This window comes from Mesorhizobium comanense (genome assembly GCF_005503535.1).
Classification (GTDB): domain Bacteria; phylum Pseudomonadota; class Alphaproteobacteria; order Rhizobiales; family Rhizobiaceae; genus Mesorhizobium; species Mesorhizobium comanense.
In genome coordinates, this window is sequence record NZ_SCNN01000006.1 from 233,275 (window position 1) to 259,712 (window position 26,438).

Below are 26,438 nucleotides of genomic sequence, written 5' to 3' on the forward strand. Positions count from 1 at the left end.
ATGGCTTTCGGCTGGCTTCCGGGGGCCTTGGGCGACATCGCGCACGGCGCGGCCACGACGATCCTCCTGATCGCCGTGACCACGCTGGCGGGAACGCTGCTCAGCATACTGGGCGCGGCGGGGCGCAGAAACGGCCCCGCGCCGCTGCGCCACGCCATTGCCTGGTATGTCGAAGTGATGCGCAACACACCGTTCCTGGTGCAGCTGTTCTTCATCTTCTTCGGCCTGCCCAGCCTCGGCATCCGGCTCGACCCGATCCTGGCCGCCATGCTGGCGATGACGCTCAACATGGCCGCCTACACGATCGAGATCGTCGGCGCCGGCCTCGACGCGGTGCCGCACGGGCAGACCGAGGCGGCGCTGGCGCTGGGCTTGAGGCCACGCCAGGTCTTCGTCAAGATCGTGCTGCCGCAGGCGCTCAAGGTGATCTATCCTGCGCTGACCAGCCAGATCGTCATCATGATGCTGGAATCGGCCGTGGTGTCGCAGATCGCGGTGCGCGAGCTGACCTATGAGGCCGACATGCTGCAGGCCCGCACCTTCCGCTCCTTCGAGACCTATTTCGTGGTCACACTGGTCTATCTCGGCCTGTCCATGGCCCTGCGCCGCTTGCTGGTCACCGGGGGGCGCCGCGCGCTCGGAGCCGGCGTGTCATGATCGAGTTCACCCTCTGGGACATCGTTCGCAATCTCCTTTTGGCCACGCGCTGGACGGTGCTGTTGTCGCTGGCCGCTTTCGTCGGCGGCGCACTGGTCGGCATGGCGGTGCTGTTCTTCAGGATCTCCAAGAATAACTGGAGCCGCCGCCTCGCCTCCGGCTACATCGCTCTGTTCCAGGGAACGCCGCTCCTGATGCAGCTGTTTCTGATGTTCTTCGGCCTGCCGATGCTGGGCCTGCGCATCGAACCCTGGACCGCGGCGGTGCTGGGCCTGACCTTCTTCGCCAGCGCCTATCTTGCCGAAATCTGGCGCTCCGGCGTCGATGCGCTGCCGCTCGGCCAATGGGACGCCGGCGCCAGCCTCGGCCTGCACTATCTGCAGGAACTCAGGCTGATCATCCTGCCCCAGGCGTTCTCGATCACCCGTGCGCCGACGGTGGGTTTCCTTGTGCAGCTCATCAAGTCGACCGCATTGACCTCGATCATCGGCTTCGAGGAACTGGTGCGAACCTCCAACGCCATCAACAACGCCACCTTCGAACCGTTCAAGGTTTACGGCCTTGTGGCGCTGATCTTCTTCCTCATGTGCTTTCCGCTGACACAATATGCGCGCCGTCTCGAACGGCGGGGGCCAGGGCGCTAGAAGCCACGCGATCCCGAAGAAATCTCCGGCGCGGTATCCGCGCCACACAACCGTGATTTGCCGCGGGCCGGCCTGCGCCGCACTCTATGCACTCCGGTTTCGAGGAGAGGGCGGTGGCGATGCGGACGAAATATTTTCTCGCTCTCGCCGGCTTGGTCACCTTGTGGCTGGCCCAGCCGGCTGTCGCCACCGACCTGACGCCGGATCGCATCAGCATCCCGGCGGACGGCAGGAACCAACCGGCGACGCTGGACGCAATGCTCTTCAAGCCGCAGGGGCAGGGGCCGTTTCCGGCGATCGTTGCCATGCATGGCTGCAGCGGCCTGTGGAGCGCGAAAGACAAGACGCGACTGAGCCCGCGCCATGCCGACTGGGGCGAGCGGTTCGCGGCGCTCGGCTATGTCGTGATCTTTCCCGATAGCTACGGCTCGCGGGGGCTCGGCCCGCAGTGCAGGAACGGCGACCGTCAGGTCGAGCCCTATCGCGAGCGGGTGGAGGATGCCAATGCCGCCCGCCGCTACCTCCAGACTTTGCCCTATGTGAAGCCGGATGCCGTCGCCCTGCTCGGCTGGTCGAACGGTGGCTCGACCGTTCTCTACACGGTGCGTCCGAAGGATACGCCGAAGCCGGAGACACCGGACTTTCGCGCGGCGGTCGCCTTCTATCCCGGGTGCACCTCCATCGCCGACAAAGGCGATTGGGCGACACGCATGCCGCTGCTCATCCTGATGGGCGAAGCGGATGACTGGACACCGGCCAAGCCGTGCAAAACGCTGGCCGCCGCCAATCCTGACGGCGTGAAGCTCATCCTCTATCCCGGCGCCTATCATGATTTCGACAATGAGGCGCAGCCGCTTCACGAACTGCACGGCCTGGCCTTCACCGCCAATGGCGACGGCGTTGCGCACACAGGATTCAATCCCGCCGCCCACGCGGCGGCGCTCAAGGACGTGCCCGACTTCCTCGCCGTGCTGAAGCAGTAGACGGCCGCCGGCCGCCACCGGGCCTCAGTGCCCGTGTCCGAACGCCAGCGAAGGCGCGATGCGGTCGCGCCGCAGCCAGCGCGCCAAGAGCAATGCGGCCACCACCGCCAGCCCTGTCGAGAGGCCCATCCAGATGCCGACGCCATGGAAGCCGAAATGGAAGGCGAGCAGCACGCCGAGCGGCAGGCCGACACCCCAGTAGCCGATCGCCGCATAGATCATCGGCACCTTGGTGTCGTGGAGGCCGCGAAGCATGCCGGCGGCGACCGCCTGCGCCCCGTCGAAGATCTGGAACAGTGCCGCAAACACCAGGAACGACACGGCAAGCGCGATCACCCTGGCATTGGCCGGGTTGGCGAGATCGATGAAGGCGCTGATCAGCAGATGCGGAAACAGGATCATCACCAGCCCCATCAGCGCCATGAACGAGACGCCGATGACGAACGCCGTCCAGCCGGCACGCGACACGCCCTCCGGGTTGCCGGCGCCATGCGCCAGCCCGACACGCACCGTCACCGCCTGGTTGAGGCCGAGCGGCACCATGAAGGAGATCGAGGCGATCTGGATGGCGATGGCGTGCGCGGCCAGCGAATCGGCATCGATCAGGCCCATCAGCAGGGCGGCGGCGTTGAAGATCGTCACCTCGAAGGCGAGGATACCGGCGATCGGCAGGCCGAGCCGCAGCAGTCCCTTGAAGCGCGGCCAGTCGGACCGCCAGAAGCGGCCGAACAGATGATAGCGCCGGAACGTCTTCTCCCACATCACCACGACCGCCATGCCGATGAACATCAGCATGCTGGACAGCGACGTGGCCAGGCCCGATCCGGCAATGCCCATGGCGGGGAAACCGAGATTGCCGAACATGAACATCCAGTTGAAGAGCACGTTGCAGGCGACGGCAACGAAGACGATGATGAGCGCCCAGCCCGGCCGCTCGAGCGCCGAGATGAACGAGCGCAGCACGATATAGCCGTAGAAGGGCAGCACCGCCCATTCCAGCCAGCGCAGGTAGATGCCGGCAGTATGGGCAAGCGCCGGTTCCTGCCCCATCGCCAGCAGGATTTCCTCGCCATGCCAAAGCACGATCCAGATCGGAATGCTGATGAGGATGGCCAGCCACAGGCCTTGCCGAACGGTGCGGCGCAGGTCGCGCACCGAATGGCGGCGGCGGCCGAGCTCGGTGGCGATCATCGGCGAGGTCGCCAGCATCAGGCCGAGGCCGAAGATCAGCGGCATGAAATAGAGGTTGGCGCCAAGCGCTCCCGCGGCCAGCGTGTCGGCCCCGAGCCGCCCCATCATCATGACGTCGGTGGCGGTCATTGCCGTCTGGCCGAGATTGGTCAGCACCATCGGCCAGGCGAGCGCCAGCGTCGCCCGGATTTCCTGACGCCAAAGATTTTCCGGCGCGCGAGCACCGGTTTCGATCGCAGACATTGCTCCGCTCTTTCAGAACACGGCGCGTCGGGGAAAAGCCCGGAAGCCGTACAGCAACGGCACAAAATGGCGCCGTTTGCGCCGTCTATTGAACGAAATGCGACACATTGGCAAGGGAGGAGGCGCCGGCAGCCATTGAGCCAGCGGGGCCAAGCAGCGGCAGCGTTCCCTTGGCGCCCTCGGTTTGCTACGCTTTTCGCCGGATTTGCAGATCCGGCAAGATGCGTCAGGAGGGGAAGATTGCCGTTCAGGCGCAGAAAGAACACGGCTGCCATTCCGCGCACCGCGCCTGCCTTCGAGCACATCGTGACCGAGGCCAGCGACAGTTTCCTGTGGCGGCTGGACGACTACCCCTGGGAGCGCAATGTCTGGAACTTCCATCCGGAATACGAAATCCATCTGCTGCGCAAATCCTCCGGCGTCGTGCTGGTCGGCGACCATATCGGCGAATTCGGCCCGGGCTATCTGACCATCGTCGGCGGCGGCCTGCCGCACGACTGGGTGACGGCCGTCCAGCCCGGCGAACTGATCGAGGGCCGCGACATTGTCCTCCAGTTCGATCCGGAGCGGCTGCGCGGATCGGCGGGGCTGCTGCCGGAATTGCGCGAGCTGGAGCCGTTCCTCGAACGGTCGTTGCGCGGCATGGTCTTCCATGGCAGGACCGCGCTCGATGGCGCCGAGCTGCTGGAGCGGATGGGCGCGGTGCGCGGACTGGCCAGGCTGCAGCTGTTCCTGCGCCTTCTGGATCTTCTGGCAGGCACGGACGAATATGAGCTCCTGTCGTCGCCGGACTTTTCGCCCGCTCTCGATGCCGCCTCGCTGGACATCATCCAGCGTACGCTGACCCATCTGTTCCAGCATTTCGCCGAGGACCTGAAGCTGCCCGAACTGGCACAACAGGCGGGCATGAGCGAAAGCACATTCTCGCGGTTCTTCCAGAAAAACACCGGCAATGCCTTCAGCGACCATCTCGCCAAGCTCAGGCTCTGGCAGGCCTGCAAGCTGCTCGCCGACACCGACATCCCGATCACCGATATCTGTTTCCAGGTCGGCTACATGAACATCTCCAATTTCAACCGCGCCTTCCTGCGCAGGCACAAGATGACGCCTTCGTCCTATCGCCGGCTGTCGCGGCAAAGGCTGACATTGCGCGCCTGAGCAGCCCGCCGACGGTTGCCGCGGGCGGCGCTGGTACTCATGTGACGGGCGGAGTCGGTCTGCCCGGCTTTTTGCGCCGCACAATGCATAAAAGTACAGGTCTGCTGCAACGGTGCTTCTAGCGGGGACCACCGCGAGGTCGCATTTTGGCGTCGGGTGGCATGTCGCTCGGGCGATGGTGAGGATCGCGCAACCTGGGGACGTCCACTTCCCGCGAAGTGTTCTGGAGGAGAAAAATCATGAAACCAAATAGGCTTGCTGCGAGTTTGGGCGCGGCTTTCGTGCTTACCGCTTCCGTTTCAACGATGGCCCTGGCGCAGGCGCCTGTCTGCTCGGCGCCGGTCAAGGTCCTGGCGCAGCCGCGCGACGGCCTGACGCTGCTGGAGGACTCCAAGGACGAGTTCAAGAAACTCTCCGGCGCCGGCTTCCAGATCGACTATCTGAACGAGAACGACCGCCGGGCAAAATCGCGCGCCGATGCGTCCACCGTCGGCAATTACAACGTGTACTATGTCGACGAAGCCAATGTGGCGCTGTTCGCCTCGTCGAAATGGATCGTGCCGCTCGCCGATTATTACCCGGCTGACTATGACTATGCCGACTTCGACCCCGGCCGCCAGAAGGTCGCCACCTATGACGGCAAGGTGTGGTTCGCGCCGCTGACCGGCGGCGGCGACCTCATGGTCTACCGCAAGGATGTGCTCGAAGCCGCCGGTATCCAGCCGCCCAAGACGCTGGATGAGCTGATCGCCGACGTGCCGAAGCTGACCAACGCCGACAAGGGCATGTACGGCATCGCGCTGCGCGGCGCGCGCGGTTCGGGCGCCAATGTCTGGCGCTGGATGCCCTTCTTCAAGGCCTATGGCGGCAAGTGGTTCGACGGCGACAAGCCGGCTTTCAATTCCGAGGCGGCCGTCAAGGCGACCGAGACCTACCTGAAGCTGTTCAAGGACTCGGCGCCCGGCACGCAGACCGGCAGCTGGGATGAATCGACCGGCGCCTTCCTGTCAGGCCAGGTCGCCATCCTGGTCGAATCGACGCCGCTGTCGGGCATGGCGGTCGATCCGAAGACCTCGCAGGTGGTCGGTAAGATCGGCTTCCTGCCGCCGCCCTCGCCGCTGCCGGGCGGCGGCTATGGCCACGGCCTCGCCATCGCGGCCAAGGCCAATGCCGACGACGCCTCGAAGAAGTGCGCGGGCCTGTTCATCGCCTGGGCGACGTCCAAGGAAAACGAGAAGCGCCGGCTCGATGCGCACCAGTTCGGCGAGCTGAACCGCACCAGCATCCTGTCCAGCAAGGAATTCGCCGATATCTACGGCGCCGACCTCGGCCAGGCGCTGGCCGAAACCGGCAAGGTCACGGCGGTCAATTTCTGGCAGGACCCGCGCTGGCCCGATCTCGGCGACCGCTGGGGCATCATCCTCGAAGAACTGGTCACGGGAACGCGCACCGACATCAAGGGCGGCCTCAACGAGCTCGAGGCCTACGCCAATGATCTGGTGAAAAAGAAGTAATCCTCCCGCCCGCGGCGCGCGGTCCACGGCGCTCGAACGAGTGCCGGGACCTGCGCGCCGCGGGATTTTCACAGGGGTCATCGCCTTCGCAAGGAGGTGGCCCGGCCAGGCATCCGAGACAGAAGCGAGTATAGGCAATGCGCCGGCGCTCATCCCTGCCCGTCACTTTCGTCGTCCCCACGCTCGCCATCCTGCTGGTGCTGTCGATGGTGCCGACGCTCTACGCCATCGTCATCGCCTTGCAGAACCGCGAGTTGAGTTCGGCAAGCTATTCCTGGGTCTGGTTCTCGAATTTCATCGATCTCTTCCTCGACCGCCGGTTCCTCAATGCGGTCTGGGTATCGGTCAAATGGGAAGTCGTCACCGTCGTCGCGACCATGACGGTGGCGATAGGGCTTGGCGTGCTGATGTTCGAGGTCGCCAGCCCGCGCCTGCGCAATGTCTACTGCCTTTTGTTCATCATTCCGGTGCTGCTGCCGCGCGTCTCGGCGGCCTTCGTCTGGAAGTTCGCCTATCACCCGCTTTACGGCATCGCCACCTATCCCTATCGCCTGCTGACCGGCGGCCTGATCTTCGATCCGCTGTCGAAGCCCGCAACGGCGCTGTTCGCCGTGGCCTCGGTCGACGTCTGGCAATGGGGCCTGTTCTTTGCCGTCATCGTGCTGAAGCTGCTCGAAACCCTGCCACCGCAGCCGATCGAGGCGGCGCGGCTCGACCATGCAAGGCGCTGGCAGATCCATGCCTATGTCACCCTGCCGATGCTGAAGGCCCCGCTGATCAGCCTGATGTTCGTCAAGATGATCGAGTCGCTGCGTTCCTTCGACCTGATCTACGTCATGACGCGCGGCGGCCCGGGCGTGGCGACCGAGACGCTCGACATGTATGCCTTCTCGCAAGGCTTCATCGAATCCGGCAAGGTTTCCTATGCCTCGGCCATGGCGGTGCTGATGATGATCGCCACCGTCATCACCTTCACCATGCTGTGGAAGCGGGTGCAGGCATGAGGATCGGCAGACTGATTGGCCAGGCGGTTCTGGCAATCGCGGGCTTCCTGGCGGTGTTTCCGCTGCTGTGGACAGCACTCAATTCGCTGAAGAACAATGTCGACATCATCACCCGCGTGCCGCGCGTGGTGTTCACGCCCACGCTTGCCAACATCAGCTACATCCTCGGCCGCGACAGCGTGCTGACCGGGCTCTACAATTCGGTCGTCGCCTGCGGCTGCGCGGTGCTGGTCGGCGTCGTGCTCGGCTTGCCCGCGGCCTACGCCGTGGCGCGCTATCCCAACCGCTGGGCGGGCGACATCCAGTTCTTCGTGCTGTCGCTGCGCTTCCTGCCGCCTGTGGCGGTGGCCATCCCGCTGATGGTGATCTGGCTGCAGATCGGGCTCTACGACACTTTGCCGGCGTTGATCGTCACCTACTCGCTGCTCACCATCTCGGTGATCATGTGGCTGGCCATACCTGCCTTCCAGGCCGTTCCCAAGGAGATCGAGGAAGCGGCCTTCGTCGATGGCTACGGCGCCTATTCGGTATTCTGGCGCATCGCGTTGCCGGTCGCGGCGCGCTCGCTGGCAGGCGCCGTCGCCTTCAGTTTCGTGCTGGTCTGGAACGAGTTTCTCATCGCGCTGATGCTGTCGAGCTCCAACGCCAAGACCTTGCCGATCGTCGCGTCGGAGCTCTCCCAGCAAGGCATGAATGTGCCCTGGGGCATCCTCAATGCCTCGGTCGTGCTGCTGTCGCTTCCGCCATTGCTGTTCCTTGGCGTGCTCAGCGGCTTCCTGAATTCCGTGTTCCGGCAGAAAAAGACTTGATGCGAGGATTGGCCGATGCAGGCTCTGGTACTTGAGAAAAAAGGCGAACTGTCGCTGCGCGAGATCGCGCTGCCGCTCGATGTCGGACCCGACGACGTCAAGGTCGCCATCCATACGGTCGGCGTCTGCGGCAGCGACGTGCACTATTATACGCACGGCGCGATCGGCAGCTATGTCGTGCGCGCGCCGATGGTGCTCGGCCATGAGGCGTCTGGCACGGTCGTCGATGTCGGCGCCAACGTCACCACCTTGAAGGCGGGCGACCGCGTCTGCATGGAGCCGGGCGTGCCGAACCTGTCTTCGCGCGCGGCCAAGCTCGGCATCTACAATGTCGATCCGGATGTCCGCTTCTGGGCGACGCCGCCCGTCCACGGCGTGCTCGCGCCCTATGCGGTCCATCCCGCCGCCTTCACCTACAAATTGCCCGACAATGTCTCTTTCGCCGAGGGCGCGATGGTCGAGCCCTTCGCCATCGGCATGCAGGCGGCGAGCCGCGCCCGCATCGTTCCCGGCGATGTCGCCGTTGTCGTCGGCTGCGGCCCGATCGGCATCATGATCGCGCTTGCCGCCCTTGCCGGCGGCTGTTCGAAAGTGCTGATCTCGGACTTCTCCGCGCCCAAGCTGGAGATCGCCGCGCAATATCCCGGCATCGTGCCGGTCAACATCGGCGAGCGCTCACTGGCGGATGCCGTCGCCGCCGCGACCGGGAATTGGGGCGCGGATATCGTCTTCGAGGCCAGTGGCAGCCCCAAGGCGTTTGCCGGCCTGTTCGATGTCGTTCGCCCCGGCGGCGCGGTGGTTCTGGTCGGATTGCCCGTAGAGCCGGTGGCCCTCGACGTGCCGGCCGCGATCTCGAAAGAGGTGCGCATCGAGACGGTGTTCCGTTATGCCAACATCTTCGACCGCGCCCTGCAGCTCATCGCTTCCGGCAAGGTCGACCTCAAGCCGCTGATCACCGGCACCTATGCTTTCGCCGACAGCATCAAGGCCTTCGAGCGGGCGGCCCAGGGCAATCCGCAGGACGTCAAACTGCAAATCCTGCTTCCCGGCGAGAAGGGCTGACCCATGTCCGCGATCACCTGCTCCCATGTCGACAAGGCCTATGGCGCCACATCGGTCATCCGTGATCTCAATCTCTCCATCGAGGAACACGAATTCGTGGTCTTCCTCGGCCCGTCTGGCTGCGGCAAGTCCACCCTGCTCAGGATGCTGGCGGGGCTGGAGGACATCAGCGGCGGCGAGGTGTCGATCGGCGGCAAGGTGGTCAACGACCTCGAGCCCGGCGACCGCGGCATCGCCATGGTGTTCCAGAACTATGCGCTGTATCCGCACATGACGATCTTCGACAACATCGCCTTCGGGCTGCGGCGGCAGAAAGTGCCCGCCGCGGAGATCGGCAAGCGGGTCGGGGCGGTCGCGGCGACACTTGGGCTGGAGCCCTATCTCGGCCGCAAGCCGACCGAGCTTTCCGGCGGCCAGCAGCAGCGTGTCGCCATCGCGCGCGCCATGATCAAGACACCCAAGGTGTTCCTGTTCGACGAGCCGCTGTCCAATCTCGACGCCAAGCTGCGCAACCATATGCGGGTCGAGATCGCGCGGCTGCATCAGTCGCTGAAGACGACCACCGTCTACGTCACCCACGACCAGCTGGAAGCAATGACGCTCGCCGACCGCATCGTGCTCCTGCGCGACGGCGTGATCGAGCAGGTTGGTTCGCCGGCCGAAATCTATGGCCGGCCCGGCAATCTGTTCGTGGCCGGCTTCATCGGCACGCCGAACATGAATTTCATCGAAGTGACGCCGGGCAGGGCCGAGGACGGCTGGACACTGACCGGCGCTGGAACGGTTCTGACGATCGATGGCTCCGGTTTCGATCTGCGGCAAGGCGAGCGCGCCATCCTCGGCATCCGGCCGCCGGACCTGAAGACGGCGGGCGCGGGAGCCGGCCGCAATCTTCTCCAGGGCACCGCCGATCTCATCGAATTCCACGGCAACGACGCGCTGGTGACGTTCGGGTCCGGCGGCAAGGAGATCAGCGCCCTCGTGCCGGCACGCGAATGCCCGGCGCTTCGTGCCCCGGTCCGCTACACATTCGAGGACGAGAGCGTCCATTTGTTCGACGCGGCGTCGGGCGTATCGCTTCGCAGGCGGTAGCGGCGAGCAGGCTCTTGCCCGTTCATCGGATCGCGTCGAGCGCCTGCCTTTGGCGGTGCATTTCCAGGAAAACCCGGTAGTCGCGGTCGAAGCGGGCGCCGGCGGCCTTGTTCGGCGCGCGCGTCCTGCCGCCCTGCTGCATGGCGAGGCAGGCTGCGTTGAGGTCCGGGAACAGGCCGGCGGCGGTGGCGGCCACCATGCCGGTGCCAAGCAACACCGCTTCGTCGGCCAGTGGCTCCACCACGGTACAGCCGGTGGCGTCGGCATAAAGCTCCATCAAGAGCGGGTTCTTGGTGTGGCCGCCGGTGACATGCAGCGTGTCGATGAGATAGCCGTTCTCGTTCAGCGCCTCCAGCACATGGCGTACCCCAAGCGCGATGCCGACGGCGGTGCGCCAGTAAAGCTTGCACAGGCTGTCGAAAGAAGAATCGAGCGTCAGCCCGCTGACCACGCCGACGGCATGCGGATCGGCCAGCGGCGAACGGTTGCCATGGAAATCCGGCAGCACATGCAGCCTTGCGGCAAGAGTATCGCCTTCGGTATCGCGCAGTTCGGCGACACGCCGGGCGATCCTGGCGTGCATGGCGGCATCCGGCTCGCCGCCGGCGCCGTGCCAGCGGATGATGTGGTCAAGCAGGGCGCCGGTAGCCGACTGACCGCCTTCCGACAGCCACAGCTTCGGCAGCGCCGCGCCGAAGTAAGGTCCCCAGACGCCGGCGAAAGGCTGCGGGTCGGGCGACATCGCCATGACGCAGCTCGACGTGCCCGCGATCAGGGCCAGATGCCGGCCGATATCCTGTTCGTCGCCGGCAAAGCCGCCGAGTACGCCAAGCGCGCCGGCATAGGCATCGATGACCCCGGCGCCGACCCGGCAGTTTTCGCTGAGCCCAAGCTCGGCCGCGGCCTGTGCCGTCAACGACCCGATGTCGGCGCCGACCGGGCTCGCCCTTTCGGGCAGATTGCCATGCTCGAAGAGGTCGTCGAGCCCGACGAGTTTGAAGAAGTCGCGTTGCCAGGCGTTTTCCTGATGGGCGAGGTAGGTCCATTTGGCCGTCAGCGTGCATTGCGACCGGGCGAGCGAGCCGGTTGCCTGCCAGGTCAGGAAATCGGCCAGATCGAATAGATAGCCGGCTTCATTCCAGGTCTTGGACAGGCTGCGCTTCAGCCACATCAGTTTCGGCGTCGCCATCTCGGGCGACATCACGCCACCGATATAGTTCAGCACCTCATGGCCGCTCGCCGTGCATTCGTCGGCCTCGGCGATGGCGCGATGGTCGAGCCAGACGATCGTGTCCCAGCGCCTGTCGCCGGTTACCGAAACGCTGAGCTGGCCGCCTTGCCGGTCACGCACGACCAGCGAGCAGGTGGCGTCGAAAGAGATGCCGACGACATCCTGCGCGCTGACGCCGGCCTTTTCGCGGGCGGCGCGCACTGCGGTGCAGACGGCGGCCCAGATATCGCGCGAATCATGTTCGGCGTGATCGGGCTTGGGCTGGTTCATGGCGATCGGCCGTTCGGCGCGGCCAAGCAAGGTGCCACTGGTGTCGAGAATGCCCGCGCGAGCGCTCCCGGTGCCGACATCGACCGCGCAAACAAATTGTTTCGTCAAGATGCTCTAACTCTCGCTCCCAGGCCTGCAATCAGATCGGGCAATTGCAGCATGTCAGCGAATATAAAGTCCGGTTCACTCGACGCAAGCCGCGCTTTCAATGCCGGGTTGCCGGCATGCGAGCCGCCGGTGAAGGCGAAGACGCGCATGCCCGCGGCGCGGGCCGCCACGATGCCGGCCGGACTGTCCTCGATGACCAGGCATTTGCCGGGGGTCGTCCGCATGGTGGCGGCGGCATGCAGGAAAAGGTCGGGCGCCGGCTTGCCCCTGGCCACCATGGCGGCGCTGAACAGATGCGGCTCCATCAGTGAGAGCAGTCCTGTCACCTCGAGCGCATAACGTATCCGTTCGGGGGTGCCGGAGGAAGCGACGCAGAAGGGCAGGCCGAGCCTCGGCAGCATCTCCAGCACGCCGGGAACAGGCTTAAGCTCCTCGCGGAATTTTCGCATCAGCTCGACGCGCATCGCGGTCAGGTGCTGATCGGCGATCTCCAGGCCGAAGTCGCGCTGAAGGATTTCGCGGACGCTTTTCATGCTCTTGCCGAGGAAATGCTCATAGGCCGTATCCTCGCCGATGCGGCCACCGGCGCGCTCGACCATGCCGAGCAGCGCCGAGATGGAGAGCGCTTCGCTGTCGACCAGCACGCCGTCGCAGTCGAAGATGACCAGTTCGGGCGTCATGGTGCCGACTTGGCTCTCAGAGCTTGCCCGCTATATAGCGCGTCAGCGTGGTGCGCGCGCCGTTGGCCCACAGCACGTTGAGTGCATGCCCGAAGGCTTCCACGAAGGATGCCGCGCGACCCACATCGCCGTAGATGTCCTCCATCGCAAGCCACGCGGCCGGCGCGTCCTTGGCCGCCCTTGCCGTCGCTTGCAGCCGGTCCCAGCTCGGATCGTTCGGCTCGATGACGGCGCCGCTGTCCGTCGTGCCGAAGCAGTAGCGGCACCACAAAGCCGATTCCAGCGCGAGCCCGGCGACGCCTTTTCCCGCCTTGAGCCGGTCGGCGATGGTCGGGATGATGAATTTCGGCTGGCGGTTGGAGCCGTCGAGGCAAAGCCTTCGGATCGTGTCGCCGATCTTGGGATTGGAAAAGCGCTTCTCGATGAGCTGGTAGTAATCTTCCAGCACGGTGTTCGGCACCGGCGGCACCGTCGGGATGATCTCGTCATGTTCGAGCTTGTCGAGAAAGCCGCGCACCAGCGGCTCCTGCATCGCTTCATGCACGAAATGGATGTCCATCAGCCCTGCCGGATAGGCAATCGTGGCATGGCCGCCATTGAGGATACGGATCTTCATCAACTCGTAGGGCGAGACGTCCTTGACGAACTGGACGCCAACCTTCTCCAGCGCCGGGCGGCCGGCGGTGAAATGATCCTCCAGCACCCATTGCTTGAACGGCTCGCAAAACACCGGCCAGTTGTCCTCCAGGCCGAAATCGTCGGCCAGGATCTTTCGCTCGCGGTCCGATGTCGCCGGCGTGATGCGGTCGACCATGGCGTTGGGAAAGGCGACCTTGTCGCTGACCCATTTTGCCAGGTCTTCATCGACAAGCCTGGCCAGCCCGATGACGCCGTCCGACGTGACGTGCCCGTTGTGGGGGATGTTGTCGCAGGACATGACTGTGAACGGCACGATGCCGTCCGCGCGGCGGCGCACCAGGCCGGCGAGGATGATGCCGAAAACGGTCTTCGGCACGGCGCCAGGTTGCGCATCGGCAACGATGTCTGGATGAGCCGGATTGAACTTGCCGGAGGCTGGATCGATGAAGTAGCCGCCTTCCGTGATGGTCAGCGAGACGATCTTGATGGCGGGGTCGGCCAGCCTCTCGATGATGCCGGCGGCATCGCCCGGCATCAGGAAGTCGATCATGGCGCCGGTCACCCGGGCGCTCATATGGCCCTCATCCTGCTCGACCACGGTGGTCAGCCAGTCCTGTTCCTCGAGCTTGCCGCGTCCGATCTTCTCGCCGTCGAAGACCCCGGCGCCGACCAGCGCCCAGTCGTGCCCTTCACCGGCGCTGAAGAGGTCGTCCAGATAGACCGCCTGATGCGACCGGTGGAAGTTGCCGACGCCGAAATGCACGATGCCGGCCTTGAGCCGCGAACGCTCGTATTTCGGACCGGCCACGTTGGCCGGCAGCCTGGAGAGGTTTGAGGAAGAGAGTTTCACGGTCATCTTTTTACCCTTTGGCCGGGCTCCGGCCTTCGCTACCTCCTTCTTCCGCGCGTAGCCGGAAGAAGGTCAGGGGCGCCGCGCCGGCCAGGGCCGATGCGGCTTCTCACTTGATGTGTCGGCCTCTGCTCCTCGCGGAGGAACGAGGAACAGAGGCCGTCCCCCCTCAACTCATCCATTGCCCGCCATCGACATTGTAGGTCTGGGCAACAATGTATTCGGCCTCGTCGCTGGCCAGGAACACGGCCATGCCAGCGAGGTCTTCGGGCTTGCCCATGCGGCCATAGGGAACGCCCTCGCCGACCAGCCTCTTCTTCTCGCCCTTCGGCCGGTTCTCGTATTTGGCGAACAGCGCGTCGACCTGGTCCCACATGTCGCTGTCGACGACACCGGGCGCGATGCCGTTGACGTTGATGCCGTGCTTGATCAGGTAGAGCCCGGCCGACTGGGTGAGCGAGATGACGGCTGCCTTGGTCGCGCAATAGACGGCGACCAGCGGTTCGCCGCGCCGCCCGGCCTGGCTGGCCATGTTGATGATCCTGCCGCCTTTGCCGCGCGCGATCATCGAACGGCTTGCCGCCTGCAGCATGAACAGCGTGCCGGCGACATTGACCGAGAACAGTTTTTCGTAGCTTGCCCGCGATATCTCGACGATCGGCGCCAGGTCGAACAGGGCCGCGTTGTTGATCAGAATGTCGAGGCCGCCGGTCCTGTCCTCCACCGCCTTCACCGCGGCGTCGATGGATGCCTGGTCGGTGACGTCGAGTTTGACGGCATAGGCCTTGTCGCCGATCTCGCCGGCCGTCTGCCTGGCGGCTCCGAGATTGATGTCGGCGATCGCCACCGTGGCTCCCTCGCGCACATAGGCTTCGGCGAAGGCCCTGCCGATGCCGCGCGCGGATCCGGTGATCAGCGCCGATTTGCCTTTCAGTCTCACTGTCCCATCCCTCACTGGGCCATTGCTTTTCCGTCGGCGCCGAAGCGGTGCAGCTTGGCCTTGTCGGGCGTCAGGTAGATGGTGTCGCCATGGCGCACGCCGAGTTCGCCGTCGGCGCGCACCGTCAGCGGACCGACGCCGTCGGCCTGGACATGCAGGAAGGTGTCGGATCCCAGATGCTCGGCAACGCCGACAGTGGCTTTCCAGTCGCCCGCCGTGGTCGAGATCTGCATGTGCTCCGGCCGGATACCGATGGTCTTGGCGCCGTATTTGTCGGCCGGCGCGCCCTCGATCAGGTTCATCTTCGGCGAGCCTATGAAACCGGCGACAAACAGGTTGCGCGGCGAGCGGTACAGTTCCATCGGCGAGCCGACCTGCTCGATGTTGCCAGCGTTGAGAACGACGATCTTGTCGGCCATGGTCATGGCTTCGACCTGGTCGTGGGTCACGTAGATCATCGTGGTCTTGAGTTGGTGGTGGAGTTCGCTGATCTCCAGCCGCATGGTGCCGCGCAGCGCGGCGTCGAGGTTGGAGAGCGGTTCGTCGAACAGGAAGGCGGAGGGCTGGCGCACGATGGCGCGGCCGATCGCGACGCGCTGGCGCTGCCCGCCAGACAGCTGGCCGGGCCGCCGTTCGAGATAGTTGGTGAGGTTGAGCACGCGGGCCGCGTCCTTCACCTTCCTGTCGATCGTCGCCTGGTCCTCGCCCGCCATCTTGAGCGGGAAGGCGATGTTCTTGGCCACCGTCATATGCGGGTAGAGCGCGTAGGACTGGAACACCATGGCCAGCTTGCGCTTGGCCGGCGCCTCGCCGGTCACGTCGCGGCCGTCGATGTTGATGGTGCCGCCGCTGGTGTCCTCCAGCCCGGCGATCAGCCGCAGCAGCGTGGACTTGCCGCAACCCGAGGGGCCGACGAAGACGACGAATTCGCCATTCTCGATCACCAGGTCGAGGCCTGGGATGATCGACGTCGATCCGAAGGACTTGGAGACGTTCTTGAGCGTGATGTTTCCCATGGTTTCCTCCCCGAGGGGTTATTGTCCGTCGTCCGTTGCTTGCGGCGGTGTTATTTCACGGCGCCAAAGGTCAGGCCGCGCACCAGCTGCTTCTGGCTGAACCAGCCCATGATCAGGATCGGCGCGATGGCCAGCGTCGAGGCCGCCGAAAGCTTGGCCCAGAACAGGCCTTGCGGGCTTGAGAACGAACTGATGAAGGCGGTCAGCGGCGCGGCGTCGGTCGTGGTTAGCCGGATCGTCCAGAACGCCTCGTTCCAGGCCAGGATGATGTTGAGCAGCATGGTCGAGGCGATGCCCGGCACCGCCATCGGCGTCAGCACATAGACGATCTCGTTCCAGAGCGAGGCGCCATCCATGCGCGCCGCTTCCAGGATCTCGCCCGGGATTTCGCGGAAGTAGGTGTAGAGCATCCACACCACGATCGGCAGGTTGATCAGCATCAGCATCACCATCAGGCCGATGCGGCTGTCGAGCAGGCCGAGATTGCGGAATATCAGATAGATCGGGAACAGAACGGCGACCGCCGGCATCATCTTGGTGGACAGCATCCACATCAGGATGTCCTTGGTCCGCTTCGTCGGCGAGAAGGCCATCGACCATGCCGCCGGTATCGCGACCAGCAGCGCGAGGATGGTCGAGCCGACCGACAGGATGACCGAGTTCAGGAAGAACTTGAAGTAGCCGCTCTGCGCCTGGACCTCCGAATAGCTCTCGAAGGTGCCCGACGGGATCAGGTTGAAGCCCTGGATCGCCTCCTGCTCCGATTTGAACGAGGTGATGATCGTGTACAGGATCGGAAAGAAGATCAGCAGGGCGACGATCCAGGCGGCGATGGTGGCGATCGTCTTGTGCCGGTTGGTGACTGCGCGTGCCATCTTGTCCTCCTACTTGTCCAGGTTCTTGCCGACGGCGCGCATGGCGAAGAAGGCGACGATGTTGGCGAGAATGACGGCGATGACGCCACCGGCGGATGCCTGGCCGATTTTGAACTCCAGCAGCGCCTTCTGGTAGACCAGGAAGGGCAGGTTGGTGGAGGCATAGCCGGGGCCGCCATTGGTGGTGACGAGGATCTCGGCATAGACCGACAGCAGGAAGATCGTCTGGATCAGGATGACGACGGTGATCGCCCGCGACATGTGCGGCAGGGTGAGATACCAGAAGCGGCTGAGGAAGCCGGCGCCATCCATTTCCGCCGCCTCCTTCTGTTCGCCGTCGAGCGACTGCAGGGACGTCAGCAGGATGAGCGTCGCGAAGGGCAACCATTGCCAGGCGACGATGATGATGATGGCGGTGAGCGGATATTGCCCGAACCAGTCGATCGGCTGCAGGCCGAAGAAGCGCGCAATATCGGCGAAGACGCCGTATTGCGGGTGCATGATCATGTTCTTCCACACCAGTGCTGCGACCGGCGGCATGACGAAGAACGGCGAGATGACCAGGATGCGCACGATCCCCTGGCCCCACATCGGCTGATCGATGAGCATCGCCAGCAGGATGCCGCCGACCACGGTGATGACCAGCACGCTGACGACGATGGTGAGCGTGTTGAGGATCGAATAGAGGAAGGCCGGGTTCGAATAGAACAGCGCGTAGTTTGAGAAGCCGACAAACCCGTCACGGATAGGATTGAGCGGATTGTACTGCTGGAACGAGAACCAGAGCGTGAGCGCCAGCGGTACGACCATCCAGACCAGCAGCAGCACGACGGATGGCGCCATCATGAAACGGGCAAGCGAACGGGTTTGCTGAGTAGCCATGACGGTCACCCTCCCAAGGTCAGCCGGGTTTTCAGAATTGTGCCTGAATTTTCAGAAGCGTTGAAGGCGGCCGCCCGAACTGGGTTTCGGGCGGCCGTTGCCGGTCATGGTCGTCGGCCGGCATTCGGCACCGGGAGGAGCCTTACTTGATGTAACCGCCCTCGGTCATCGCCGCTGTGGCGGCATCCTGGGCCTGCTTCAGCGCATCGTCGACGCTCGACTGTCCGGCGAGGGCCGCCGAGAACAGCTGGCCGACGGTGGTGCCGAGGCCCTGGAACTCAGGGATGGCTACGAATTGAACGCCGACATAAGGCACGGGCTTGACGGTGGGGTGCGTCGGATCGGCGGCGTTGATGGAGTCCAGCGTCATCTTGGCGAACGGAGCCGCCTTCTGATACTCGGGGTTGGCGTAGAGCGAAGAGCGCGTGCCCGGAGGAACGTTGGCCCAGCCTTCCTTCGACGCGACCAGTTCGGCATAGTGCTTGCTGGTCGCCCACGACACGAACTTCTCGGCCGCGTCTGCCTTCTTGGTGCCGGCGGGAATGGCCAGCGACCAGGCCCACAGCCAGTTGCCGCGCTTGCCCAAGCCATTGTCGGGCGCCAGTGCATAGCCGACCTTGTCGGCGACGGTCGAGTTCTTCGGATCGGAGACGAAGGACGCCGCGACAGTGGCGTCGATCCACATGCCGCACTTGCCCTGCTGGAACAGCGCCAGGTTTTCATTGAAGCCGTTGGAGGAGGCGCCTTCCGGACCGTCGGCCTTCATCAGGTCGACATAGAACTGCAGCGTCTTCTTCCACTCGGGCTGGTCGAACTGGGGCTTCCAGTTCTCGTCGAACCAGCGCGCGCCGAACGAGTTCGACATGGCGGTGAGGAAGGCCATGTTCTCACCCCAGCCGGCCTTGCCGCGCAGGCAGACGCCGTTCACGCCATTGGCGCGGTCGGTCATCTTGTCGGCGGCCTGCTTGATGAAGTCCCAGGTCGGCGCGTCCGGCATCTTGAGGCCGGCTTTCTCCATAAGGTCCTTGCGGTACATCACGAAGGAGCTTTCGCCGTAGAAGGGCGCGGCATAGAGCTTGCCGTCGACCGACAGGCCGCCGGCGATGGCCGGGATGATGTCCTTGGCGTCGTAGTCGTCGCCCAGCTTGTCGAGCGGCAGCAGCCAGCTCTGCTTGGCCCAGATCGGAACCTCGTAGGTGCCGATGGTCATCACGTCGTACTGGCCGCCCTTGGTGGCGATGTCGGTGGTGACGCGCTCGCGCAGCACGTTTTCTTCGAGCGTGACCCAGTTGAGCTGGATGTCGGGGTTCGCCTTGGTGAAGTCGTCGGTCAGCTTCTGCATGCGGACCATATCGCCATTGTTGACGGTGGCGATGGTGATGGATTCGGCATGCGCCGCGAACGCCAGCGCGCTGGTCGAGCACAAGCCCAGGATGAGCGTACGAAGTTTCATCAAATTCCTCCCATGGACCAAGATGAGCATTTGCCTTGGCTGTGAGCAATTACTCACTAAGTCTGAATTATGTCAAGCCTGATTCGATGCTGCATCGCAGCACGCGACCCGTGTATGGCGACAAATGACCGGCAATATCGGACGGGCACGGATCGCGGCTGGCCGGATCCCGGGCACGTAAAAGCTTCTCGGATGGACCGTCGTCGGTTTCCCGCGACCGCCGGTCAGCAGGCGATCTCGGCCAGCAGCCAGTCGCGGAAGGCACGGATCTTCGGCACGTTGCGCCGTGCCTCGGGATAGACGAGCCAATAGGCATGGCCGTCGTCGCCGACCAGGTCGAAGGGCTGGATCAGGCGTCCTTCGGCGAGTTCGGTCTTGAACAGCGCCCGGGTCAGGATCGCCACGCCATGACCGGCGATTGCCGCATTGGCCTCGTAGGCCTGCGCGCCCATGCTGCTGCCGGGACGCTTGGCCAGGTCGTGGCTTTGCACCCCGGCGGCCTCAAACCACTGCGTCCACCAGATATCGCTGGGGTCGAGGATCGGCAGCTTGAGCAGGTCGGCCGGCTCCCTGACGCCGCCGATGCTGGCCGCGAGCCTGGGGCTCAGCATCGGCGTGAAGTCGGCGTCGAGCAGCTTGTGGGCTTCCAGCCCTAGCCATTTGCCGCCGCCCGAGCGGATGGCGAGATCGACGTCCTCGCGCGCGAAATCCGTGAGCCGGCTCGACGTTTCGAGCCGCACGGCGAGCGCCGGATGCGCCATCTGGAACGAACCCAGATGATGCGCCAGCCAGTTGGAGGCGAAGGTCAGCACGGTGGTGACGCACAGCAGCCCGTCTGCGCCGCCACGCGCCGCCGCATAGGCCTGCCCGAGGATGGCAAAGGCCTCGCTGACCGCCGGCGCAAGCCGTTGGCCGGCCTCGGTCAGTTCGATCTGCCGCGGCCGGCGCAGGAACAGCGGGGCGCCGACGCGCTCTTCCAGCACCTTGATCTGATAGGACACCGCGGCCTGCGTCATGGCGAGTTCCACGGCGGCCTTGGTGAAGGAGAGATGCCGGGCCACCGCCTCGAACACCCGTATCGCCTGCAGCGGCGGCAGCTGCGAAACCTGTGGCGCGCTAAGGTCGGGCATAAGGCCTCCTTATGGGTCCTTATCGACGTTCGATTGGCGAAGTGAGTCGGCAAGACCGACATTGAGCATCGAGCCGTCATTCGGATTCAAGATAGCGAAGGTTGACGATCATGACCATGGCGCAACACAAATGCACTCCCGCCCCGGATCATCGCTGGATTTCGTGGCTTGCGGACGGATTCAGCTGGTTCTCGATCCGGAAAAAGACGCATCTCGACATCAGGGACCTGTCGCCGCATCTGCAGCGCGATCTCGGTTTTCTCGATGGCAACGATCCTTTCGGCCGGCACAAATAGCCATGCTGGCTTTATGGCGCATTCGACGCGGGCAGGCGGCCCGCGCTCAGATGCCGGCCAGAAGGGCTGCGGCTGTCCGCTCGTCGGTGATGAGCCCGTTGACCAGCCTGCGGTTCACGGCGGCCAGGATGCCCGGCAGCTTGCGCTCGCCCATGGCCAGCGCAATCACCAGGGATCTTTCGCGCGACGGCAGCGAGGCCGACGACACACGGTCATTGGTGATGCCCTCTATCATGCGGCCGTCCCGATCGAACACCCAGCCGACGATTTCGGCCACGCCTCCGGCCTTCTGCAGGGCTTTCAGCTCGCTTTCGGAAATGAAGCCGTCTTCGTAGAGCGGCGCTTTCGGGCCGAGGTCGCCGATGCCGATGAAGGTGACGTCGGCCTCGGCGGCCAGCGCCAGCGTCGGCTGGATCATCGGCTGGTTGAGCAGCATCTCGCGTTCCGCCGGCGACGAGGCGATGACTGGCAGCGGCATCGGGAAGGAGCGCGCCTTGACCCGGTCGGCCATGGTGAAGATGACGTTGTAGAAGGCAGCCGAACCGTCAGGCGAGATGTTGCCGGTCAAGGACACCACCTTGTGCTGCGGGCATTCCATCGGCGGCAACTGTTCGATCGCCGCCTTCAGCGTGCGTCCCGTGCCGATCCCCATGACGATCGGTGTCGGTGACCGCAGCCGCCGCTCGATCTCGGCGGCTGCCGCCTCGGCGATGCCGATGGTGGTGGAGGACGAATTCGGGTCGCTCGGCACCACTTCGACCAGGTCGAGCGCGAAACGCGATTTCAGCCGCGCCGCCAGTTCGAGGCAATTGGCGATCGGATGATCGACGCGCACCTTGATGAGGCCCTCCGACACCGCCAGCGACACCAGCCGCTGCGCCGTCTGCCTGGAGATGCCGAGCGTGGCGGCGATCTGGTCCTGGGTATTGCCGGCGACGTAATAGAGCCAACCGGCGCGCGCCGCGTCGTCCAGCCTGTTGCTGCCGCCATCCTGCCGGGTGTTCAAGTCCTGCCTCCCGAACCGCCGGTCATCGGTGGTCTGCTTCCATTTTCGCAGGGAACGGCGCGCTGCGCAATTGTCAATCTCAAGGGCAAATGCCTGTGAATGGGCATCGCGATTCTGTCGTCGTGGAATCGACAGCGCGCAAAGCCGAGCGGCTTCGTCTCGCGTCGGGGCGATGTTCTGCACCCCTGGCGGTTTATCTCCCGACGCAAACCCTTTAAGGGAACGCAAAAAGGAGCGCTGCATGACACCGAAGGCGGTTTTCTGGGACATGGACGGCACGCTGGTCGACAGCGAGCCGTTGCACGAGGCGGCGCTGGTGGCGGCGATGCGCAATGTCGGCCTCACGCCGCCCGATGACCTGCACGAGCGCGTGCTCGGCGTCGCCGCATGGCCGGTTTATGAGATGATGCGCGACGAGTTCGGGCTGACCCTGCCTTTCGACGACTGGATCGTCCATAAATACGAACATTATCTGCCGCTGGTCGAAGGCTTGAAGCCGCGTCCCGGCGCTATCGAGGTCTTCGCGCAACTTCGCGCGCTCGGTGTGCAGCAGGCGGTTGTCTCGAATTCCGACCGCATGATCGTCGATGCCAATCTGCGCATGGTGGGCCTCGTCTATCCCGGCATGAAGACGGTCAGCCGCAACGATGTGCGCGAAGGCAAGCCGCACGCCGAGCCCTTCCTGCGTGCGGCCTATCTGGCCGACGTCGATCCCAGCGATGCGGTGGCGGTCGACGACAGCTGGCCGGGCGCGATGGCGGGGCTGGCCGCCGGCATGAAGACGATCTTCTGGCCGGAAGCGCCGATGGAAGGCCCGCCCGGCGCTATCGTCATCAACAGCGCCGAGGAATTGCGCCGGGAATTGGGGCTGTAATCCTCAGCTCCGATAGACGGGTTCCTGCTCGTCGAGGATCGCCTTCAGTTCGGCAAGATGACGCTCTGCCTGCCCGGGATAGTCGTCCATCTCGGCGGCCGTCTTTTCCGCGATCGCGTCGGACAGCGTGCGCAGCGGCCGCCCGGTCCACAGCGCCTTGATGTAGGTCTCGGCGGCGCGCTCGAAATAGAACATTCGGTTGAACGCGTCGGCCACGGTATCGCCGATCACCATCACGCCGTGATTGCCCATGATCATGACCTTGACCTTCGGGTCGGTCAGAAGCTGCGAGCAGCGCTCGCCCTCTTCCTCGAAGGCCAGTCCGCCATAATGGGCATCGACGACGTGGCGGTTGAAGAACATGGCCGAGTTCTGGTCGATCGGCGGCAGGGTCGAGTCGGCGAGCGAGGCAAGCACGGTCGCATGGATCGAGTGAACATGCATGGCGCAGCGCGCGTGCGGCACATTGCGGTGGATGGCGCCGTGCAGGCCCCAAGCCGTCGGATCGGGCGCGTTCGGCCCTGACAGTGTTTCGGGATCGTTGGCGTCGATGAGCAGAAGATCGCTCGCCTTGATGCGTGAGAAATGCACCTGGTTCGGGTTCATCAGGAACTGCGTTCCATCCTCGTTGACGGACAGCGAGAAATGATTGGCGACGGCCTCATGCATGTTGAGCCGCGCCGTCCAGCGGAAGGCGGCGGCGAGATCGACCCGCTCCTCGTAAAACGGCAGGTTGCTCAGCGGCTCTTTGTGCAGGCGGGCGATGCTCATCGAAAATCCTCCAGTTTCAGGCAGAATGCCGCGACCGATGGCTGCCCGCAACGGGTTTCGGTTGGTGCAGGCAAGGCTGCCCCGGTCAGGCCGCAGCGCCGGCGGCGGTTGCTGTCCTCAGCCCGCCATGCTCGACGATGAAGTCGATCACCTCCTGCAGCCCCTTGCCGCGCGACAGATCGGTGAAGCCGAACGGCCGCTTGCCGCGCATGCGGCCGGCGTCGCTCTCCATCACGTCGAGGTTGACGTTCACATAGGGGGCGAGGTCGCTTTTGTTGATGATCAGGAAGTCGGAACGGGTAATGGCGGGGCCGCCCTTGCGCGGTATTTCCTCACCCTGGCAGACCGAGATGACATAGAGCGTCAGGTCGGCAAGATCCGGCGAGAAGGTCGCGGCAAGGTTGTCGCCGCCGGATTCGATGAAGATGATGTCGAGATCGGGGAATTTCCTGTTCAGGTCCGCGATCGCGCGCAGATTGATCGAGGCGTCCTCGCGGATGGCGGTGTGCGGGCAGCCGCCGGTCTCGACACCGACGATGCGCTCCTCCGGCAGCGCCTGCAGCCGGGCCAGCATCATGGCGTCTTCCCTGGTGTAGATGTCGTTGGTGACGACGGCGATGGAGAACTCGTCGCGCAACGCCTTGCAGAGTTTTTCGGTGAGCGTCGTCTTGCCGGAGCCGACCGGGCCGCCGATGCCGATGCGGAGGGGGCCATTGGCTTGGGTCATGTTGGAAACTCCATGATGGCAAGGGTTGCAAAGCCAAGCCCGATCAGCAGGCAGAGCGGCGAATAGTAACGGACGTCGAGCCGCGCGAAAGGCTGTTCGGGCGCCAGCCGCCGCCACCAGGGCGTGAAGCCGGCAATGCCGCGGCCAAGGAACACCAGCCCGATCAGCAGCGCGCTGGCGGCGAGGCCTTCCCTCGGAAAGGGCGAGGCAAAGAAGCCGATCAGCGCCAGCGGCCAGAGCGTCGCCAGGACGAGACAGGCAGCCACGGCGAAACTGGCAAAAGGCGTCGGCATCTCTTCGACGCCGCGAAACCCGACGACAGCGCGTGCGCAGGAGGCGCCATCCGTTCCTGGCCAGATGCCGCCGATGCCCCAATAGACATGCAGGGCGGTGATCAGCAGCAGGACAAAGGAGAGCAGGAAAGCAAGCAGGATCATGAACGGAACAATCGCGAATACTGGGTTTCGTGCTTCATCGCCATGACGTCGGACACGAAGGCGCAGCCACCGAGATCGCCCAATGTCGACCGGGACGCGCGGGCGGCGGTCGAGAGCGCCAAGGGCTCGAAGCCGGCCAGCAACGTGGTGGCCTCGCGCTGGCCAACGACGCTGAGCCGGATCCCAGCCTGGACGAGATTGGAGAAGAAGGCCTGCAGGAAGGCGCAGAGGGCGTCCTGCAGTGCGATGCCGCTGGCACCGGCAACGGCGCCGACAGCAACGCAGTAAGCGCATTCGGCCGGCAAGCCTTCCAGCACCGGATTGGGCCACGCCGCGGCCGCCTTGAGGAAGGCAGCCCCTTGCAGCATGGTCTCGGTGTGGCGTTCGCGCGAGCCGGCGAGCGCCTCGGCCAGTTCCGCAACTTCGTCGAGATCACCGCCTTCGCGGGCGCGGCGCCAGCTCTCGGCGAACAGAACGGCATCGTTCCAGCCCGAGCCCATCTCGACCAGCGTTTCCAGCCAGCCGGCCAGGCTTCCGGCATCATCGACCAGCCCGTCATTCACCGCATGCTCCAGACCATGGCTGTAGGCGAAGCCGCCGACGGGAAAGGCCGGCGACAGCCACGCCATCAGCCGCAGCAGCGCGATGTTTGAAGGCTGGTCAGTCATGATCGTGGTGGTGGTGCCCGTCGTGACCGTGATGGGAATGGCTGTGGGCGTGGGAATGCGCCTCGCCATGCGAATGGCTGTGCGCCTCCGCGTGGCTGTGGGCGTGCCCGTGTTCATGGCCGCCGGAATAGGCGCCGCGCACCGGTTTGAACGGCTCCGAAACGTCCCGTACGGTCGCGCCCAATCCTTCCAGCATCGCCTTGATGACGTGGTCGCGCAGGATGACGATGCGATCCGCCTCGATACCGGCGGCGAGATGGCGGTTGCCGATATGCCACGCCAGCTCTGTCAGATGCACGGCGTCGCGGGCACGGATTTCGTAGACCTCTTCGGCCGCCGCGACGATCTCGATATGGCCGCCATCCTCCAGCACCAGCCGGTCGCCATGGTCGAGCGCAACCGGCTCGGGCAGGTCGACCAGCACCTTGCCGCCATCGGCAAGTTCGATGGCGCGCCGGCGCAGGTGCCGCTCGTCATGGGCGAGGACCGCACGACCTGATGGCGCCGTGGTCTCGGCTGTACCGGCGGGCAGCACGGAGACGGCGCGCGGGAATTTGGTGAAGTCGGTGTTGAGGTTGAGCTTCATTTCATGGAGCCTCCGTTAGCCTGTGCCCGCGCACGGGCAGGCCGTGAAAGCACGCGGTCGAAATAGGCGTTGACGCGGTCGGATTCGATCGCAAAGCGGCCGGCGCGTGCCCAGCCGCCCATGTCGCCGAGCAGGACATCGACAGCCGAGAACCGTTCGCCCAGCGCGAAGGGCTTTTCGCCCAGCCGCCGGTCCAGCGCCTTGAGCTCGGCGGCGAAATCATAAGCGGCCGCCGGTCCGACATCGACCCGCACTTCCCTGGGCAGCAGGAAGCGGTGGCGCAATTTGTTCCACAGCGGCGCCTCGAATTCCGACTGGGCAAAATGCATCCAGGAATCCATTTCGGCGCGGCCGGCGAGGCCGGGATTGGCGCCCATTCCCCTGTCGGCGTGCTTGTCGGCCAGATAGACGCAGATCGCGGCCGAATCCGTTATTTCTAGATCGCCGTCGATCAGGATCGGCACCTTGCCGGACGGGTTCAGCGCATAGGCTTCCGGCGAGCGCAGCTTCACCTCGACGAATTCATAGGGTTGCCCGAGTTCCTCGAGCATCCAGAGAACGCGGCTGACCCGGGATCCGCGCGACCCGACGGCCTTGTACATGGTTGAGCCTGCCTTTCCCGGAAAGCCTAGAGCATTCGCT

Annotated in this window: 28 protein-coding genes; 11 read left to right on the top strand and 17 right to left on the bottom strand. The window is 64.6% G+C overall.

The features are described 5' to 3' along the window. From FFS37_RS13485 to FFS37_RS13495, 3 genes are all read left to right on the top strand, one after another. Nucleotides 1-657 (top strand): amino acid ABC transporter permease, encoded by a 657-nt coding sequence (locus tag FFS37_RS13485; RefSeq protein WP_137931443.1) that lies wholly within the window; start codon nucleotides 1-3, stop codon nucleotides 655-657. Beyond that, a complete protein-coding gene (locus FFS37_RS13490) occupies nucleotides 654-1,301 on the top strand; it encodes an amino acid ABC transporter permease (protein ID WP_137931444.1) in 648 nt (215 codons plus the stop codon). The genes FFS37_RS13485 and FFS37_RS13490 overlap by 4 nt, the downstream gene beginning before the upstream one ends. Nucleotides 1,302-1,420: 119 nt before the next feature. Beyond that, entirely contained in the window at nucleotides 1,421-2,284 is an 864-nt protein-coding gene (locus FFS37_RS13495) for a dienelactone hydrolase family protein (protein ID WP_137931539.1), read from the top strand. 24 nt (nucleotides 2,285-2,308) lie between these two features. Here FFS37_RS13495 and FFS37_RS13500 read toward each other — a convergent pair whose 3' ends face one another. Continuing rightward, nucleotides 2,309-3,718 (bottom strand): MATE family efflux transporter, encoded by a 1,410-nt coding sequence (locus FFS37_RS13500; RefSeq protein WP_137931445.1) that lies wholly within the window; start codon nucleotides 3,716-3,718, stop codon nucleotides 2,309-2,311. Between the two features lie 240 nt (nucleotides 3,719-3,958). On the opposite strand from FFS37_RS13500, the gene FFS37_RS13505 reads away from it, so the two are divergent. The 6 genes from FFS37_RS13505 (at nucleotide 3,959) to FFS37_RS13530 (ending at nucleotide 10,357) form a co-directional block, all read left to right on the top strand. Beyond that, nucleotides 3,959-4,876, top strand: a complete 918-nt coding sequence (locus tag FFS37_RS13505; RefSeq protein WP_137931446.1) for a helix-turn-helix domain-containing protein — start codon at nucleotides 3,959-3,961, stop codon at nucleotides 4,874-4,876. 239 nt (nucleotides 4,877-5,115) lie between these two features. Next, nucleotides 5,116-6,390, top strand: coding sequence for an ABC transporter substrate-binding protein (locus FFS37_RS13510; protein ID WP_137931447.1), 1,275 nt, complete (start codon nucleotides 5,116-5,118; stop codon nucleotides 6,388-6,390). Between the two features lie 137 nt (nucleotides 6,391-6,527). Continuing rightward, nucleotides 6,528-7,394 carry a carbohydrate ABC transporter permease gene (locus FFS37_RS13515; protein ID WP_137931448.1) on the top strand — a complete coding sequence of 289 codons (867 nt, stop codon included), beginning with the start codon at nucleotides 6,528-6,530 and terminating at the stop codon, nucleotides 7,392-7,394. Continuing rightward, entirely contained in the window at nucleotides 7,391-8,203 is an 813-nt protein-coding gene (locus FFS37_RS13520; RefSeq protein WP_137931449.1) for a carbohydrate ABC transporter permease, read from the top strand. Before FFS37_RS13515 ends, FFS37_RS13520 begins: the two co-directional genes overlap by 4 nt. A gap of 15 nt (nucleotides 8,204-8,218) precedes the next feature. Next, nucleotides 8,219-9,265, top strand: coding sequence for an NAD(P)-dependent alcohol dehydrogenase (locus FFS37_RS13525; RefSeq protein ID WP_137931450.1), 1,047 nt, complete (start codon nucleotides 8,219-8,221; stop codon nucleotides 9,263-9,265). 3 nt (nucleotides 9,266-9,268) lie between these two features. Next, the gene (locus tag FFS37_RS13530; protein WP_137931451.1) at nucleotides 9,269-10,357 is read left to right on the top strand and encodes an ABC transporter ATP-binding protein; all 1,089 of its coding nucleotides are present in this window, start codon (nucleotides 9,269-9,271) and stop codon (nucleotides 10,355-10,357) included. Between the two features lie 22 nt (nucleotides 10,358-10,379). On the opposite strand, the gene FFS37_RS13535 is transcribed toward FFS37_RS13530, so the two are convergent. The 9 genes from FFS37_RS13535 to gcvA all read right to left on the bottom strand — a co-directional run bounded on the left by FFS37_RS13535 (nucleotide 10,380) and on the right by gcvA (nucleotide 20,431). Next, nucleotides 10,380-11,966 carry an FGGY-family carbohydrate kinase gene (locus FFS37_RS13535; RefSeq protein ID WP_137931452.1) on the bottom strand — a complete coding sequence of 529 codons (1,587 nt, stop codon included), beginning with the start codon at nucleotides 11,964-11,966 and terminating at the stop codon, nucleotides 10,380-10,382. Further along, a complete protein-coding gene (locus FFS37_RS13540) occupies nucleotides 11,963-12,646 on the bottom strand; it encodes an HAD family hydrolase (RefSeq protein WP_137931453.1) in 684 nt (227 codons plus the stop codon). Before FFS37_RS13540 ends, FFS37_RS13535 begins: the two co-directional genes overlap by 4 nt. Nucleotides 12,647-12,662: 16 nt before the next feature. Beyond that, nucleotides 12,663-14,141 (bottom strand): mannitol dehydrogenase family protein, encoded by a 1,479-nt coding sequence (locus FFS37_RS13545; protein WP_137931454.1) that lies wholly within the window; start codon nucleotides 14,139-14,141, stop codon nucleotides 12,663-12,665. Nucleotides 14,142-14,304: 163 nt separating this feature from the next. After that, nucleotides 14,305-15,075 carry an L-iditol 2-dehydrogenase gene (locus FFS37_RS13550; protein WP_137931455.1) on the bottom strand — a complete coding sequence of 257 codons (771 nt, stop codon included), beginning with the start codon at nucleotides 15,073-15,075 and terminating at the stop codon, nucleotides 14,305-14,307. An 11-nt stretch (nucleotides 15,076-15,086) separates the two neighbouring features. Next, nucleotides 15,087-16,091 (bottom strand): ABC transporter ATP-binding protein, encoded by a 1,005-nt coding sequence (locus FFS37_RS13555; protein WP_137931456.1) that lies wholly within the window; start codon nucleotides 16,089-16,091, stop codon nucleotides 15,087-15,089. 50 nt (nucleotides 16,092-16,141) lie between these two features. Then, nucleotides 16,142-16,966 carry a carbohydrate ABC transporter permease gene (locus tag FFS37_RS13560; RefSeq protein WP_137931457.1) on the bottom strand — a complete coding sequence of 275 codons (825 nt, stop codon included), beginning with the start codon at nucleotides 16,964-16,966 and terminating at the stop codon, nucleotides 16,142-16,144. 9 nt (nucleotides 16,967-16,975) lie between these two features. Continuing rightward, on the bottom strand, nucleotides 16,976-17,848 hold the full coding sequence (locus FFS37_RS13565) for a carbohydrate ABC transporter permease (protein WP_137931458.1): 873 nt from the start codon (nucleotides 17,846-17,848) through the stop codon (nucleotides 16,976-16,978). Between the two features lie 142 nt (nucleotides 17,849-17,990). Then, complete coding sequence (locus tag FFS37_RS13570) at nucleotides 17,991-19,301, bottom strand: ABC transporter substrate-binding protein (RefSeq protein WP_137931459.1); 1,311 nt, start codon at nucleotides 19,299-19,301, stop codon at nucleotides 17,991-17,993. A gap of 224 nt (nucleotides 19,302-19,525) precedes the next feature. Further along, nucleotides 19,526-20,431 carry a transcriptional regulator GcvA gene (gene gcvA / locus FFS37_RS13575; RefSeq protein ID WP_137931460.1) on the bottom strand — a complete coding sequence of 302 codons (906 nt, stop codon included), beginning with the start codon at nucleotides 20,429-20,431 and terminating at the stop codon, nucleotides 19,526-19,528. A 110-nt stretch (nucleotides 20,432-20,541) separates the two neighbouring features. On the opposite strand from gcvA, the gene FFS37_RS13580 reads away from it, so the two are divergent. Then, complete coding sequence (locus FFS37_RS13580) at nucleotides 20,542-20,727, top strand: hypothetical protein (protein ID WP_137931461.1); 186 nt, start codon at nucleotides 20,542-20,544, stop codon at nucleotides 20,725-20,727. Between the two features lie 46 nt (nucleotides 20,728-20,773). Here FFS37_RS13580 and FFS37_RS13585 read toward each other — a convergent pair whose 3' ends face one another. After that, nucleotides 20,774-21,733, bottom strand: coding sequence for a sugar-binding transcriptional regulator (locus tag FFS37_RS13585; RefSeq protein WP_137931462.1), 960 nt, complete (start codon nucleotides 21,731-21,733; stop codon nucleotides 20,774-20,776). 241 nt (nucleotides 21,734-21,974) lie between these two features. On the opposite strand from FFS37_RS13585, the gene FFS37_RS13590 reads away from it, so the two are divergent. After that, complete coding sequence (locus tag FFS37_RS13590) at nucleotides 21,975-22,607, top strand: HAD family hydrolase (RefSeq protein ID WP_137931463.1); 633 nt, start codon at nucleotides 21,975-21,977, stop codon at nucleotides 22,605-22,607. A 3-nt stretch (nucleotides 22,608-22,610) separates the two neighbouring features. Here the strand turns inward: FFS37_RS13590 and FFS37_RS13595 are convergent, their stop codons facing one another. From FFS37_RS13595 to FFS37_RS13620, 6 genes are all read right to left on the bottom strand, one after another. Continuing rightward, nucleotides 22,611-23,378 (bottom strand): class II aldolase and adducin N-terminal domain-containing protein, encoded by a 768-nt coding sequence (locus FFS37_RS13595; RefSeq protein WP_137931464.1) that lies wholly within the window; start codon nucleotides 23,376-23,378, stop codon nucleotides 22,611-22,613. Between the two features lie 85 nt (nucleotides 23,379-23,463). Beyond that, nucleotides 23,464-24,105, bottom strand: a complete 642-nt coding sequence (ureG, locus tag FFS37_RS13600) for an urease accessory protein UreG (RefSeq protein WP_137931465.1) — start codon at nucleotides 24,103-24,105, stop codon at nucleotides 23,464-23,466. Next, entirely contained in the window at nucleotides 24,102-24,542 is a 441-nt protein-coding gene (locus FFS37_RS13605; RefSeq protein ID WP_137931466.1) for a DUF3995 domain-containing protein, read from the bottom strand. The genes ureG and FFS37_RS13605 overlap by 4 nt, the downstream gene beginning before the upstream one ends. After that, nucleotides 24,539-25,210 carry an urease accessory protein UreF gene (locus FFS37_RS13610; RefSeq protein ID WP_171026273.1) on the bottom strand — a complete coding sequence of 224 codons (672 nt, stop codon included), beginning with the start codon at nucleotides 25,208-25,210 and terminating at the stop codon, nucleotides 24,539-24,541. The genes FFS37_RS13605 and FFS37_RS13610 overlap by 4 nt, the downstream gene beginning before the upstream one ends. Further along, on the bottom strand, nucleotides 25,203-25,796 hold the full coding sequence (locus FFS37_RS13615; RefSeq protein WP_137931468.1) for an urease accessory protein UreE: 594 nt from the start codon (nucleotides 25,794-25,796) through the stop codon (nucleotides 25,203-25,205). The genes FFS37_RS13610 and FFS37_RS13615 overlap by 8 nt, the downstream gene beginning before the upstream one ends. Beyond that, on the bottom strand, nucleotides 25,793-26,398 hold the full coding sequence (locus FFS37_RS13620; RefSeq protein WP_137931469.1) for a glutathione S-transferase family protein: 606 nt from the start codon (nucleotides 26,396-26,398) through the stop codon (nucleotides 25,793-25,795). The genes FFS37_RS13615 and FFS37_RS13620 overlap by 4 nt, the downstream gene beginning before the upstream one ends. Between the last annotated feature and the right edge of the window lie 40 nt (nucleotides 26,399-26,438).